Consider the following 13,416-nt stretch of genomic DNA (forward strand, 5'->3'; position numbering starts at 1 on the left):
GACCCCCGCGCGGCCGCCCGCGCCGCCCGTCGACCGCTCACCGGTCGTCCAGCGCGCGGGCCAGCCACCCGGCGATCCGTTCCACGGTGGGCGGGCGCAGCAGCGAGTAGTGGTCGCCCTCGTACTCGTGCACGGTGGTCCGGGTGCCCACGTAGCGCTCCCAGCGCGGCTGCCAGCGCGGCGACGCGGCGGCCTGCACGACGGTCACCGGCAGCTCCGCGCCCTCCGGCCGGTACCCGGCGACGGCCGTCACGTGCCGGCTGAAGGTCTCCACCCGCCGGCGCACCTCACGCACCGGCAGCGCCACCGGGGTCACCCCGGCGTCCACCAGCCACCGGCGCAGCAGCATCGTCTGCCCCTCGACCGGCAGCGCGGCGAGCGTCTCCGCCGTCGGCACCGGGTGGTCACGACCGAGCGACGCGGCGAGGTCCGCGGCGAACCGGGCCGCCGTCGCGGCGTCGTCGGTCCCCTCGTGGGTCGGGCGTGCCTGCCCGGGCGCGGTGTCCACGACCACCAGCAAATCGACGGTACGCCCGGCCCGCACCAGCCGGCGGGACATCTCGTACGCGAGCAGACCACCCATCGACCAGCCGAAGAGCCGGTACGGGCCGGCCGGCCAGCGGGCGACGAGTTCTGCCAGGTACGCCTCGGCGAGCGCGTCGATGGAGTCCCCGGTGCTGTCGGCGCCCGACTCGATGCCGACCAGGTGGTGTGCGGGCAGCAGCCGGGCGAGTTCGGCGTACGCGCCGACGGTGCCGCTGACCGGGTGCGGCAGGACCAGTGGCGGGCGGTCGGTCGGCCCGCCGAGGTGCACCAGCGTGCCGGAGGCCGTCGCGCCCGCCCGGGTACGCGCCGGCGCCGGGCTCGTCGCGGGGGCGGCCGCGGTCGCCGCCGGACGCCGCACGGGCAGCGCGTCGACGGTGACGTCCGGGTCGGCGGCGACCGCGCCCAGCAGCGCGACGAAGTCGTCGGCGACGGCAGCCAGGTCCGCCGGGTCGAACAGCTCGTCGCGCCAGGTCCAGGCCGCCACGAGCCCGCCCGAGTCGGCCGTCATGACGTCCAGCTGCACGTCGAACTTCGCCGTGTCGATGTGGACGTCGATCCAGGCGGTGCGCAGGCCGGCGAGCCGGGGCGGGGGCGCGGGGCGGCCCTCGACGCTGAACGCGAACTGCGAGAACGGCATCCGGCCCGGCGCCCGCGCCGGGCGCACCTCGTCCACGATCCGTTCGAAGGGCAGCGCCATGTGGGCGTACGCCCCGAGGGTCAGCTCCCGGACCCGGTCGACGACCTCGGCGAACGTCGGGTTCCCCGCCAGGTCGGCGCGCAGCACCATGGTGTTGACGAAGTATCCGATCCGATTCTCGTCGGCCACGCTCGTCCTGCCCGCCGTGGGCGACAGCACGGCGACGTCGCTGCTACCGGTGCGCGCGGAGAGCAGCACCAGGTACGCGGCCAGCATCGTCATGAACGGGGTGGCCCGCCGGGAGCGACCCAGCCGGGTCAGGGCGGTCGTCACCTCCCGATCGAGCGGGACGTCCAGCCGCCTCCCGACGGTCGACGTCCCGGGCACCCGCTCCCGTACGCCGGGCAGGTCCAGGTCGGGCAGGCCCGCCAACCGTTCGCGCCAGTACGCCAGCGCCGTGTCCGCGTCGTCCGGTTCGTCGAGGTCGTCCTCGTCGTCGTCCTCCTCGTCGGTCGCCGGCGGGTCGAGGTCCGGCACGGCCCCCGCCCGCAGCGCGTCGTACGCCGTGGCGAGGTGCTCGCAGAAGACCGAGCGGGACCAGCCGTCGAAGACGATGTGGTGCACGGCGACCGCGAGCAGGTGCTCCCCGTCCCCGCACCGGATCACCACCGCCCGCAGCAGCGGCCCGTCGGCGAGGTCGAACAGCTCGTCGTGGGCCTGCCGCAGCTCCTGCCGGATCCGCTCCTCGCGGATCGTGGCGTCCACCGCACCCAGGTCGACGACCGGCACCGGCACCGGCGCCCGGGGACCGATCCGCACGACCACCTCGTCGTCGACCATCGCGAAGGTGGCCCGCAGCAGGTCGTGCCGGTCCGAGACGGCGGCGAGCGCGCCGCGCAGGGCCGGCAGGTCCAGCTCACCGGTCATCCGCACCACCATCAGGATGTGGTAGGCCCTGCTGGTCGGCTCCAACTGTTGCAGGAACCAGAGCTGGCGCTGCGCCTCGGTGGCGGGACTGGCCGGCGCGGCGGGCAGCCGCTCGCGCAGGAGCCGTACCAGCAACTGCCGGTGTTCCGCCACGGGCCAGCCGGGCGCCGGCCGCAGCAGCGCGGCCACCGGGTCGGGCGACGGACCGCTCATCGCGGTGCTCCTGTCTCGTCGTACGGCTGGTCGGGCCGGGTGGCGGCGGCCAGCGCCCGGCGGGCCTGGTCCTCGGTGAGCGCGGCGACGGCCTCGCGCATGCGGGCCACGGCGTCCACCCAGCCGGGCCGGCGTTCGACGCGGCGCAGCTCGCCGGCCAGGCCCGCGATCGTCGGGTCGCGGAACAGCGCCGCGACCGGCAGGTCGACCTCGAACGCGGCGGCGGCCTGCGCGGTGACCTGGGTGGCCAGCAGCGAGTGCCCGCCGAGGGCGAAGAAGTCGTCGTGGACCCCGATGCCCGCGACCGGGGCGCCCAGCACCGTCGCCCAGATCGCGGCGAGCTGCCGCTGTACGGCGTCGCCGGGTGGCGCGGAGCGGCTGGTGGTGTCGGGGGTGGGGAGTGCGGTGCGGTCGATCTTGCCGTTGCGGGTGAGGGGGAAGTGGGGCAGGGCGAGGATGGCGTGGGGTACGAGGTGGCGGGGGAGAGTGTGGTGGAGGGTTTCGCGGAGTTGATGGATGTCGATGTCAGTGCCGGTGACGTAGGCGATGAGATGGCGGCCGGTGGGCAGTGCGCGGGTGGTGACGAAGGCGGCTTCGATGTGGGGTTGTGCGCGTAGGGTGGCTTCGATCTCGCCGGGTTCGATGCGGTAGCCGTTGATGGCGACCTGTTCGTCGGTGCGGCCGAGGAATTCGAGGGTGCCGTCGGTGCGCAGGCGGCAGAGGTCGCCGGTGCGGTAGAGGCGGCTGCCGGGTGCGGTGGCGTGGGGGTCGGGCAGGAACCGCTCCGCCGTCTGCCCGGGACGGCCGAGGTATCCCCGGGCGAGCCCGTCGCCGGCGATGCAGACCTCGCCGGGCGCCCCGGGCGGGACGAGTCGCAGGTCGGCGTCGAGGAGGTAGACCCGGACGCCGTCGATCGGACCGCCGAGATCCGGTCGGTGGGTGCCGTCGGGACGTACCGGTCCGGCGGTGGCGACGACCGTCGCCTCGGTGGGCCCGTAGTGGTTGACCAGGGCGTAGGGGGTGCGTGCCGAGGGCCGGGTGGTGAGGGCGTCCCCACCTGTCAGCAGCGTGCGCAGGCGGCTGCCGGGCGGCGTGGGCAGCCGCAGGAGGGCTTCGGCGACCGGGGTGGGCACGAAGGCCACGGTGAGGCCCTGCCGGTGCAGCCAGTCGTGCAGCGCGGTGGGGTCGAGGCGGTGGGCGGGGTCGGCGACGTGCAGGGTGGCGCCGCTGACCAGCGCGGGCCAGATCTCCCACACCGCCGCGTCGAAGCCGAGGCTGGCGACCTGACCGTGGTGCTCGCCGGGCCCGCTGGGGTAGGTGTCGAGGTGCCACCGCACGAGGTTGGTCAGCGCGTGGTGGGCGACCATGACGCCCTTGGGTGTGCCGGTGGACCCGGAGGTGTGGATGACGTACGCCAACTGCTCCGGGTGGATGTCCGCCCGGGGTGCCGACGCGCAGGCGGAGCGGTGCGGGGTGAGTGCGACGACGTCGGGCGGCGTGTCGGTGTCGTGGGGGTCGTCGGTGATGAGGATGGTGACGCCGGAGTCGGTGATGAGGTGGTGTCGGCGTGCGGGTGGTGCGGTGGGGTCGATGGGGAGGTAGGCGGCGCCGGCCTTGAGGACGGCGAGCATGGCGGTGATGGCGGGTGCGCCGGGTGGCAGGCTGACGGCGACGGGGTGGTCGGGTCGGACGCCGTGGTGCAGGAGCTGGTGGGCGAGGTGGTTGGACCACTCGTCGAGTTCCCGGTAGGTCAGCGTCCCAGCCCCGTCGACGACCGCCACGGCGTGGGGCTGCCGCCGGGCCGTCTCCGTCACCAGCCGGGGCACGCACCCGGGTTCCCCGGCCGACCGTGCGGCGACGCCGGCCGTCGACGCGCCCACCTCGGTCGCCCGGTCCGAGCCGTCGGGGACGGCCCCGGGCCGTCGCGCCGCACGACCGGTCGTCTGCCGCCGTCGCCCCGTGGACACGGCCGCGAGCCGCCGACGCTGGTCGTCGGTGACGGCCTCCACCGTGGACAGGGGCCGATCGGGGTCCGCCAGCACGGCGCCGACCAGGGCGCGGTAGCTGTCGGCCAGGTCGGCCATGGTGCCGGGCTCGTACAGGTCACGGGCGTAGCTGAAGTACACGCCGACGGTGTCGGCACCCACCTCCGCGTGGACGGTCAGGTCGAACTTCGCCGTTCCCGGCTCGGCCGCCACCGGCCGCATCGTCGCGGTGCCCAGCGGCACGGGTCCGTCGGCGATGCCCGTGACGTTCCCGCCGGTGAAGACGGTCTGGATGAGGGGCGGGGTGTGGCGGTCGCGGGTCGGGCGGGTGCGTTCGACGAGTTTGTCGAAGGGGATGTCCTGGTGCGTGACGGCGTGCATGAGGACGGTGCGGGAGTGGTGCAGGAACTGGCGGAAGGTGTGGTGGGGGTCGACGTCGACGGCGAGGGGGAGGGTGTTGACGAAGAAGCCGATGAGCTTCTCGGCGTCGGGGTCGGTGCGGCCGGTGAGGGGGGTGCCGATGACGATGGGGTTCTGGTTGGTGTAGCGGTGTAGGAGGAGTTGGAATGCGGCGAGGAGGATGTTGAAGGCGGTGGTGCCGGTCTGGGTGGCGAGGGTGGCGAGGATGGTGGCGGTGTCGGGGGGTAGCTGGCTGTGGTGGACGGCGGTGGGGCCGGGGGTGGTGTCGGGTCGGGGTCGGTCGGTGGGTGGGTGGCAGACGGGTGGGGCGTCGCGTAGCCGGGTGGCGAGTTGGTCGAGGTGGTGTTCTGCGTCGGGGGTGTTCCAGTGGTGGCGTTGGCGTTGGGCGATGTCGGCGTACTGGGTGTCGAGGGGTGGTAGTGAGGGTGTGCGGCTGTGGGTGAGGTTGGTGTAGAGGTGGTTGAGTTCGTTGTGGAAGAGGCCGACGGACCAGCCGTCGAGGACGATGTGGTGCCAGGTGAGGCAGAGCACGTGGGTGGTGTCGGACAGTCGTAGTGTCCGGCAGCGTAGGAGTGGGCCGGTGGTGAGGTCGAATGGTTGGTCGAGTTCGCCGCGCAGGATGGTGTGGATGTGCTGGTCGTGGTGCCGGGGGTCGATGTGGGTGAGGTCGTGGCGGGTGCGGTGGTAGGCGGGGTGGGGGTGGATGACCTGGACGGGGATGCCGTTGTGTTCGGTGAAGGTGGTGCGGAGGACTTCGTGTCGGCGGATGATCTCGGTGATGGCGGTGTCGAGGTGGTCGAGGTTCAGCTCGCCGTCGACGTGCCAGGCGGTCTGGGTGTTGTAGGCGGTGGATTCCGGGTCGAGGGTGTGCAGGAACCACAGGCGTTGCTGCGCGAACGACAACACCCGACCCGCCGCTGGAGTATCGCCGCCTGACGGGGTCGGGTCCGCAGCGCCGCGGTCGTCCCTTTCGGCCTCCGGGCCGGCCGCCTCGACGCCGTCCTCCCGGGCCGCCGCCGAGGCCAGCTCGACCCGCAGCCGCTCGGCCATCGCGGCGACGGTCTGCGCCTCGAACACGATCGCCGCCGAGACCGGCAGGCCGAACCGCTCGCGCAGCCGGACGGCGACCATCGTGGCCCGCAGCGAGTGCCCGCCCAGGGCGAAGAAGTTGTCGTCCCGTCCTGGCGGGTGGCCGAGTACCTCGGCCCACACCTGCGCCACCCGGCGCTCGAGGTCGTCACGGGGCGCCTCGCCGGCCCGCTCCGCCGGTGCGGGTAGCGCGGCGCGGTCCAGCTTGCCGTGCGGGGTGAGCGGCAGGGCGGCGAGACGGACCCACGCGGCGGGAACCATCGTCGCCGGCAGGGACCGGGCCGCGTGCTCGGCCAGCGCCGCGTCGTCCGGGCCCGCCTCGGGCACGACGTAGCCGACGAGCCGGGGGCCGGCCGTGCCCTGGTGCAGGCGGACGGCGGCGGCCTGTACGCCCGGATGACGCAGCAGCACGCTCTCGATCTCGCCCAGCTCGATGCGGTGACCGTGCAGCTTCACCTGGTCGTCGACCCGCCCGGCGAAGTGGTATGTGCCGTCCGGCAGTTGACGTGCCAGGTCACCGGTGCGGTAGAGGCGGCTGCCCGGCGGCCCGTACGGGTCGGGCGGGAAGCGTTCGGCGGTCAGGGCGGGACGGTCGTGGTATCCGCGCGCCACGCCCGGCCCGCCGATGAACACCTCGCCGAGGCTGCCGGCGGGCACCGGACGCAGGTCGTCGGTGAGCAGCCGGATGGCGGCGCCCGCGGCCGGATGCCCGAGCGACGGCGGGCCGTCACCCTCGACCGCCACCTCCCCGGCCATGGCCAGCACGGTGGCCTCGGTGGGCCCGTACAGGTTGACGGTGGTGAACGTGTGTTCGGGGCGGGGGCGCGCCAGCAGCTGCTGACCTCCCGCACCGAGGATGCGCAACGCCCGGTCGGGTGGCGTCGGCCGGGTCAGCACGGCCTCGGCGAGCGGGGTGGGCAGGGTCGCCGAGGTGATCGCGTGCGCGGCGAGCCAGTCCACCAGCCGGTCGGGATCGACGCGGGTTCCGTCGTCGGGCAGCCAGAGGCTGGCGCCGGCGACCAGTGGCGCCCAGATGTCCCACACCGACGCGTCGAAGCCGGGGGAGAAGAGGTGCAGGCAGCGGTCGTCGGGACCGAGGCGCTCCGCGTCGGCCCGCCAGCGGGCCAGCCCGCGCAGCGAGCCGTGCTCCACCATGACCCCCTTCGGCAGGCCGGTGGAGCCGGAGGTGTAGATCACGTAGGCGAGGTCGCCCGGGCCGATCGACACGGCCGGCGGGCGGTCGGGGTACGCGGCGAGCGTGGCCCGGTCGTCGTCGAGCAGGACGACCGGGGTGCCGGGTGCCACCAGCTCGGCCCGCACCAGCGCCCGGACGGTGACGAGCACCCGCGCCCGGGAGTCGGTGAGCATGTGCCGGACCCGCTGCGGAGGGTAACCGGCGTCGATGGGCAGGTACGCCGCGCCGGCGGTGAGCGCCGCCAGCACGCTGACGATGCCGTCGACGCCGCGCGGCAGCAGGACGGCGACCAGGTCGCCGCGGCGTACCCCGGTGGCCCGCAGGTGGTGGGCCAGCCGGTTGCTGCGGGCGCGCAGCTCCCCGTAGGTGACCCTGGCGTCGTCCGTGCCCAGCGCCAGCGCGTCGCCGGGATGCCGGGCGATCACCTCATGGACGAGGTCCGCGTGGCGTGGCTCGACCCCGGCGGGGCCGACGGTCGACCGGGCGGGGACGGGGTTCGCTGACCAGCCGCTTTCCTTGATCATGATGCGCGGGATGCTTCCAGCGCGGCACGCCCGGCGTCAATGGAAACGGGCTGGTCTAGGGGCTGTCCGGGCCGTTGTTGGGGCTGCCTGGCCGCCCTGGGGGCGAGGGCCGGGGCGAGGGCCGGGCCGCCCGGGCGGGACGGTCGCCGGCCGAGGTCCCGACGGTCCGCCGGATCACCTCGACAGGCGGTCGACGACCTCGGCGGCGGTGACCACCTCGCCGAGCTGACCCAACGTCTCCAGGCTCGCCCGGTGCGTCTCGTCGGTCGCGGCGGTGCACGCGTCGGAGACGACCACCGGCCGGTAGCCGTGGTTGACGGCCTCGAACACGGTACCGGTGACGGAGAGGTTGGTGGCGACGCCGGTGAACAGGAGGGTGTCCACGCCCCGGCGGCGCAGCACCGTGTCGAGTTCGGTGCCGAAGAAACCGGTGAGCCGGACGTGGGTGACGACCACGTCGCCGGCCTCCGGCGTCAGCTCGTCGATGATCCGGGCCTTCGGTGCGCCCTCGAGGAACGCCTGCTCCTCCCGGACCATCGCGAAGCTGGGCGTGTTGGGGATCAGGTCCGGGTATCCCGGCCGGTGGGCCACCCGCGTGTAGACGACCAGGCCGCCGCTGGCCCGCACGGCAGTGGCGACCTGCGCCGCGTACGAGGCGACGCGGTGCCGGGCGACCTGCTCGGCGAAGAACGGGCCGAACACCCCGTCGGGGCTGACGACCTCGTGCTGCCAGTGGACGCCGACGACGGCGGTCCGCATCGGGTCGAGTTCTCGCATCGTGCCTCCCGTCACGGGGCGGAGAGCTGCTGCGGAGCTAGCTGGTGGCCGGGTCCGCCCGCACCGGACAGCCCTCTGCCCAACGCGTCGACGCGCCCCCACCGGCCGGGGATGTCGAGCAACGCCACGTAGTCGAGACTAGCGGGCAGGGCGGGTCTGATCGCCAGGTCTTCGCCGACCGGGTTGAGTCCGAGCATCGTCCGTAGCAGCAGCAGGGTGGCGCCGGCGGACCACGCCTGCGGGCTGCACGCGGTGGGGTAGTTGACCGGGTACTTGGTCTCGTCGCGGCGGTAGCCGGCGAACGACTCGGGCAGCCGGCCGTCGTAGAAGGCCGCCGCGTCGAGGATCCCGGCGGCGATGCGGGCCGCCTCGTCGCCGTACCCGTAGCGGCGCAGGCCCCAGGCGATGAAGGAGTTGTCGAACGGCCAGATCGTCCCGACGTGGTAACCGATCGGGTTGTAGCGGCCCGAGCCCTCGGCCAGCGTGCGCACGCCCCAGCCGCTGAACAGCGCAGGCGACATCAGGTGGCGTGCCAGGGCGGCCGCCTTCGGCTCGTCGACGATGCCGCTCCACAGCAGGTGGCCGATGTTGGACGACAGGGCGTCCACCTGGCGGCCGTCGCCGTCGAGCGCGAGAGCCATGTACTCGCCGTCGGCGACCCAGAAGTCGCGGTTGAACCGCTGTTTGAGGTCGGCGGCCTCCCGTTCCAGCCGGTCCGCGTACGCCGGGTCGTGCCAGACGGCCCGGGCGAGTCGGGCGGTGCGCATCTTCGCGTCGTACGCGTACCCCTGCAACTCGCAGGTCGCCCTGGGGAAGCCGGGCAGCCGCCCGTCGCGGTACGAGATGCCGTCCCAGGAGTCCTTCCAGCACTGGTTCTCCAGGCCGTTGCGGGTGTTGCGCCGCTGGTAGGAGATGTAGCCGCTGCCCGTCAGGTCGGCGTAGTGGTCGATCCAGTCGATCGCCGCCCGGGCCTCCTGCTCGACCGAGCGCACCAGCTCGACGTCGCCGGTCCAGCGCTCGTACTCGTCGAGCAGCACCAGGAACAGGGGAGTGGCGTCGGCGCTGCCGAAGTAGGGGGTGTGCGGCGTCTCCTCGAACACGCTCATCTCCCCGTACCGCATCTCGTGCAGGATCCGGCCGGGCTCCTCCTCCCGGAAGTCGTCGACCCGGCTGCCCTGCCGGAACGCGAGCACCTTCAGCGTGGTGGCGGCGAGGTCGGGCGCGAACGGCAGCGTCTGGAGGCTGGTGAAGATGCTGTCCCGGCCGAACAGGCTCATGAACCAGGGCAGGCCGGCCGCCGGCACGCTCCGGTCCTCGGCGAGGAAGGGACTGAACCGCAGGGCGGCCAGGTCGATGAGGCTGCGCCGGTACGCGCCGCGCAGCGGCTCCCAGCTGGATTCCAGCCGCGGCGCCTCCGCCAGCCAGCGGTTGAGCCGGCGCTCCTTGTGCCGGGTGCCCGTCGCCCGCGCGGGGATGGTGAGCCGCTCCAACCCTCTCGGCATCGGCAGGTCCGGCTCGGCGGTCAACCGGGTCCGCCACTGGCTGTACGGTTCGAGGTGCACCGTGAGCGTCAGCCCGTCGTCGTCCAGCTCCGCCGGCGTCGTCGCGGCGACGATCGTCTCCCGCCTGAACCGGTCCCGCTCGTAGCCGAGGACGAGGCGTCCGTCGTCGACGCGCCGGTAGTGCCGGCCCTTCTTCCGCGCCGTCGCGTCCTTGACCTCGAAGACGTCCGCGAAGTCGGCGTCGACCTCGACCCTGATGGTCAGGTCGACCGGCCGGGCGTCGTGGTTGACGATGCTCAGGTCCTCGTGCAGGCCGGAGTTGAGCGTGTGCACCCGGCGCACCGACAGGGTGCTGTTGACGTAGACGTCCTGGCGCCCGGGAACCAGGTAGAACCGGTTCTCGAAGTAGTGGATGTCGTCGATGGCGAGGGTGCTCAGCCGTTCCCCGTCGATCGTCAGCACCCACTTCGACAGCAGCCGCGTGTCGTGGGCGAACAGGCCGAGCGGGGTGTCGGGTGACGGGTCGATGTCGCCGGCCCGGTCGCAGACCATGAAGGTCGTGCCGTCCAGCATGGCCACCTGTTGGTCATTCATGGCCACCTCCCCGGCGTCGGGCGTCCCCGGCGGCGGGTGGCGGCGGGAACAGCTTCCGGACGGCCGCGAAGAGCCTCGGGCTGCCCGCCACGGCCGCCTCGCCGCGCAGCACGGTGGTCAGGAAGTACGCCTCCCCGCTGGCGATCCGGTCGAAGACCGCCCGGTCCGCCTCGACGACCGCGTCCCCGTCGGTCGCGGCCGCCTCCTTGGAGACCCTGATGTCGCCCTTCTCAATGCAGACCAACCAGTGGTCGGTCCGGCCGTCGCGGCTGATGTCGAAGCGCACGCTGCCCCCGTTGATCGCCCGCAGCCGGCGGTCGTGCCCACGGCGCGCGAGGCCGTGGAAGAAATCCTGGGTGGCATCCGCCATCGCGACCCCTCCTCACCGGCCACCATTCCCCCGGAGAGCTCCTGTCACCTCGCCCGGAAGGGGTGAACTTCGCCCGACCGGCACCGGGGGCTCGGGGCCGCCGGCCGGCGCCGGAGCGCCTCGTCGTGACGCGTCTGGCGGCGCGGCCGACACCCGCCCGGCCGCCCGGCAACGCCACTAGCCTGGGATCCGATGGATCCCATCCAGGCAACGCTGCTCATCGCCGCCGGTGTCGCCACGGGCGCCTTCAACGCGGTCGCGGGCGGCGGTTCCCTGATCGCCTTCTCGGCGCTGATCGCGGCCGGTGTACCGCCGCTCACCGCCAAGCTGAGCAGCACGGTCGCCGTTGTTCCCGGAAACATGGCGAGCGTCGCGGGAGGCTACCGGGACCTGCCGCCCCGCAGGGAGATCCGGCGGATCCTGCCCGCGGCGGTGCTCGGCGGTGCCGTCGGGTCGGTGCTGCTGCTGGTGACACCCGACCGCGTCTTCGACGCGATCGTTCCGTTCCTGGTGCTCGCCGCGTCGGCCGTGCTCGGGCTTCAGGACCGGCTGGAAGGCCTGGTCCGGGGCATCGCCCTGCGTCACGGGCGGGAACACCCGGCGGTCCTGCAGGTGTCGGTCGCCCTGGGGGGCCTCTACGGCGGCTACATCGGCGCCGGCTTCGGCATCGTCCTGGTCGCCGGCCTGGCTCTCCTCCAGCACGAACCGCTCACCAGGACGGTCGCCACGAAGAATCTGCTGTTGACCGTCATCTCGTTGACGGCGGCCGTGCTCTTCGTCCTGTTCGGCACCGTCAACTGGGCGGGCGTGGGCATCCTGGCCCCGGCGACCGTCGTCGGCGGCTACGCCGGCGCACGACTGCTCCGCAGGCTTCCCGGCGGCCTGCTCCGGGCGGTGGTCGTCGCGTTCGGGGTGGTCTTCGGCTTCTTCCTGTTGGGGCGCAACCTCCTGTAGACCGCGTCGCCCGCGCCCCCGCCAGCCAACCCACCCCGCCCCGGCAACCACCCCGCCCCGCCGCCACGATCAGCGGCGACGCCGTGCCGCGGAGGCCGAAATGGTCGCGCGGCGTCGCCTACGCCGAGCTGATCGACGCCCTGGACACCTCTCCGCTGGGCTCCTGCGCCTTCGCGGGCACCGACCTGGACATCGCCCCCGCCCGGGTGGCCGAGCTGTTCGGCTTCGACGGCTGGTCACCAACTCGTACGAGGCGGTGGCCGGCGCCGACCACCTCGTGCGGGTCGGCACCCTCAACGCCCAGTCCCTCGCGACCGGTGCCCGGCTGGCCCGCACCCTGATGGACTGGTTGAGCTGGCGCTGGGTGACCACGCCCGGCGACTTCACCCAGGGAGGCAGCATCATGCCGCAGAAGAACCGCTGGGAAGCGTCCGGCGGGCGCTTGCGGGCTGCGCGGGCCGGGCCGGTGCCGGCGGAGCGCGGTCCGCCTCGCGGGAGGCGGGCCCTAGGCTGCCGACGCGGCCCGCGGGTCGTTCGGCCGGGTGCGCTGCGTCAACCCGGTGGTGGGCAGGTCGGAGCGGCCCTGGCGGCCGGCCGGCCGCGCCACGTGCGGCGACTGCCCGGAGCCGGCCCGGGCCATGCGCAGTGCGCGCTGGGCGTTGTTCCAGGCCGGGCAGGGCCAGGCCTGGCCCGCGCAGAGCAGGTTGCGGCATCCGCCGTTCCCGTTCGGTTCGTGGGCGTCGGCCACGTCCAGGGCGAGCTTCCACAGCAACGGGTCGGTCACCTCGGCGGGACGGTCGGCCTGACGGTCGGACCGGTCGGTGGTGTCGGACACGAGTTTGATCCCCCTATGAGCGCAGGTGCGATCTTCACCTTCTCCAGTTTCCGCGCCGGCGAAACCTCGCACCCCTTCCGAGCTGCGCCATCCTCCGACCGCTGGCCGTCCGTCCGGTGCCGGTGAATCGGTCGGCCAGCGATCTCGGCCCCCGGACAGGCCGGGAAGTGCCGGACGAGCCTCGGGGCAACTCGGGGATCAGCGACCAGGCAGACTGCCGAGCAGGACAGCACGGGAGCTACGGTGTGCCAGGTCCTCCGCCACGTTGCCCAGCAGCTTCTCGTCGAGCCCGTGCCCCCGTCTCCCGATCACCAACAGGTCCACCTCGCGCGCGTCGGCGACCGCCAGCAGCGCATCGGCCGGATGGCCGGCCACGACCTCCGTACTGGGGGCGGGCAGTTCGTCCGGCAGGGTGCGGGTGGCCTCGTCCAGCATCCGCCGGGCCCGCCGACGCTCCTCGTCCGCCTCGATGTCGACCACGTCCGGGTCGGTCACGGTGACCAGCACCAACTCGCTGGTGGTTCCGGTCAGCGCGTGGGCGACGGCGCGCAGCGCCCGGTCGGAGTCGGGCGAGCCGTCCACCCCGACCAGCACGCGCAGGCCGGACCTGGTCGACGCCGGTGCCCGGGAACGGACGTCGAGCCGCTGCGGTGCGGCCCGACCGCGCTCGGCGGCGATCGGAATGAACAGCGGGCCGAGCAGCCCTCCGACGAGATACCAGAGCAGGTTACGGTGTCCACCGCGGGTGACGAAGACGGCCGCGGTGACCAGGCCGACGGCCAGCCAGGCCACGATCGCCAGCAGGGCCAGTCCCAGCTCAGCCACGGCGTCCTCCCGGGGTGGTCGGT

Annotated in this window: 9 protein-coding genes; 2 read left to right on the forward strand and 7 right to left on the reverse strand. The window is 73.6% G+C overall.

Features of this window, described 5'->3' with window-relative positions; genetic code table 11:
* Positions 1–37: 37 nt before the first annotated feature.
* The 5 genes from KBX06_RS21765 to KBX06_RS21785 all read right to left on the reverse strand — a co-directional run bounded on the left by KBX06_RS21765 (position 38) and on the right by KBX06_RS21785 (position 10,779).
* Positions 38–2,323, reverse strand: a complete 2,286-nt coding sequence (locus tag KBX06_RS21765) for a condensation domain-containing protein (protein ID WP_210838040.1) — start codon at positions 2,321–2,323, stop codon at positions 38–40.
* Positions 2,320–7,536 (reverse strand): non-ribosomal peptide synthetase, encoded by a 5,217-nt coding sequence (locus tag KBX06_RS21770; RefSeq protein WP_210838042.1) that lies wholly within the window; start codon positions 7,534–7,536, stop codon positions 2,320–2,322. Before KBX06_RS21770 ends, KBX06_RS21765 begins: the two co-directional genes overlap by 4 nt.
* 174 nt (positions 7,537–7,710) lie before the next feature.
* On the reverse strand, positions 7,711–8,313 hold the full coding sequence (locus tag KBX06_RS21775) for a cysteine hydrolase (RefSeq protein ID WP_210838043.1): 603 nt from the start codon (positions 8,311–8,313) through the stop codon (positions 7,711–7,713).
* An 11-nt stretch (positions 8,314–8,324) separates the two neighbouring features.
* A complete protein-coding gene (locus KBX06_RS21780; protein ID WP_210838045.1) occupies positions 8,325–10,409 on the reverse strand; it encodes an amylo-alpha-1,6-glucosidase in 2,085 nt (694 codons plus the stop codon).
* Positions 10,402–10,779: an SCP2 sterol-binding domain-containing protein gene (locus KBX06_RS21785; protein ID WP_210838047.1), complete on the reverse strand. Its 378-nt coding sequence runs from the start codon at positions 10,777–10,779 to the stop codon at positions 10,402–10,404. The genes KBX06_RS21780 and KBX06_RS21785 overlap by 8 nt, the downstream gene beginning before the upstream one ends.
* A gap of 192 nt (positions 10,780–10,971) precedes the next feature.
* Here KBX06_RS21785 and KBX06_RS21790 point away from each other — a divergent pair, with 192 nt between their 5' ends.
* Both KBX06_RS21790 and KBX06_RS21795 read left to right on the forward strand, forming a co-directional pair.
* Complete coding sequence (locus KBX06_RS21790; protein WP_210838049.1) at positions 10,972–11,733, forward strand: sulfite exporter TauE/SafE family protein; 762 nt, start codon at positions 10,972–10,974, stop codon at positions 11,731–11,733.
* 83 nt (positions 11,734–11,816) lie between these two features.
* Complete coding sequence (locus KBX06_RS21795; RefSeq protein ID WP_247686419.1) at positions 11,817–12,074, forward strand: hypothetical protein; 258 nt, start codon at positions 11,817–11,819, stop codon at positions 12,072–12,074.
* Positions 12,075–12,238: 164 nt separating this feature from the next.
* On the opposite strand, the gene KBX06_RS21800 is transcribed toward KBX06_RS21795, so the two are convergent.
* Both KBX06_RS21800 and KBX06_RS21805 read right to left on the reverse strand, forming a co-directional pair.
* Positions 12,239–12,568 (reverse strand): hypothetical protein, encoded by a 330-nt coding sequence (locus tag KBX06_RS21800; RefSeq protein WP_210838150.1) that lies wholly within the window; start codon positions 12,566–12,568, stop codon positions 12,239–12,241.
* A 198-nt stretch (positions 12,569–12,766) separates the two neighbouring features.
* Positions 12,767–13,393 (reverse strand): universal stress protein, encoded by a 627-nt coding sequence (locus KBX06_RS21805; RefSeq protein ID WP_210838051.1) that lies wholly within the window; start codon positions 13,391–13,393, stop codon positions 12,767–12,769.
* Positions 13,394–13,416: the final 23 nt, after the last annotated feature.

It is taken from the genome of Micromonospora sp. C31, from assembly GCF_018070575.1.
Classification (GTDB): Bacteria; Actinomycetota; Actinomycetes; order Mycobacteriales; family Micromonosporaceae; genus Micromonospora.

Excerpts from the sequence above, each read along its gene's own strand:
- KBX06_RS21785 (WP_210838047.1), bottom strand. The coding sequence starts at position 10,779 with ATGGCGGATGCCACCCAGGATTTCTTCCACGGCCTCGCGCGCCGTGGG.
- KBX06_RS21765 (WP_210838040.1), bottom strand. The coding sequence starts at position 2,323 with ATGAGCGGTCCGTCGCCCGACCCGGTGGCCGCGCTGCTGCGGCCGGCG.
- KBX06_RS21790 (WP_210838049.1), top strand. The coding sequence starts at position 10,972 with ATGGATCCCATCCAGGCAACGCTGCTCATCGCCGCCGGTGTCGCCACG.
- KBX06_RS21775 (WP_210838043.1), bottom strand. The coding sequence starts at position 8,313 with ATGCGAGAACTCGACCCGATGCGGACCGCCGTCGTCGGCGTCCACTGG.
- KBX06_RS21780 (WP_210838045.1), bottom strand. The coding sequence starts at position 10,409 with ATGAATGACCAACAGGTGGCCATGCTGGACGGCACGACCTTCATGGTC.
- KBX06_RS21770 (WP_210838042.1), bottom strand. The coding sequence starts at position 7,536 with ATGATCAAGGAAAGCGGCTGGTCAGCGAACCCCGTCCCCGCCCGGTCG.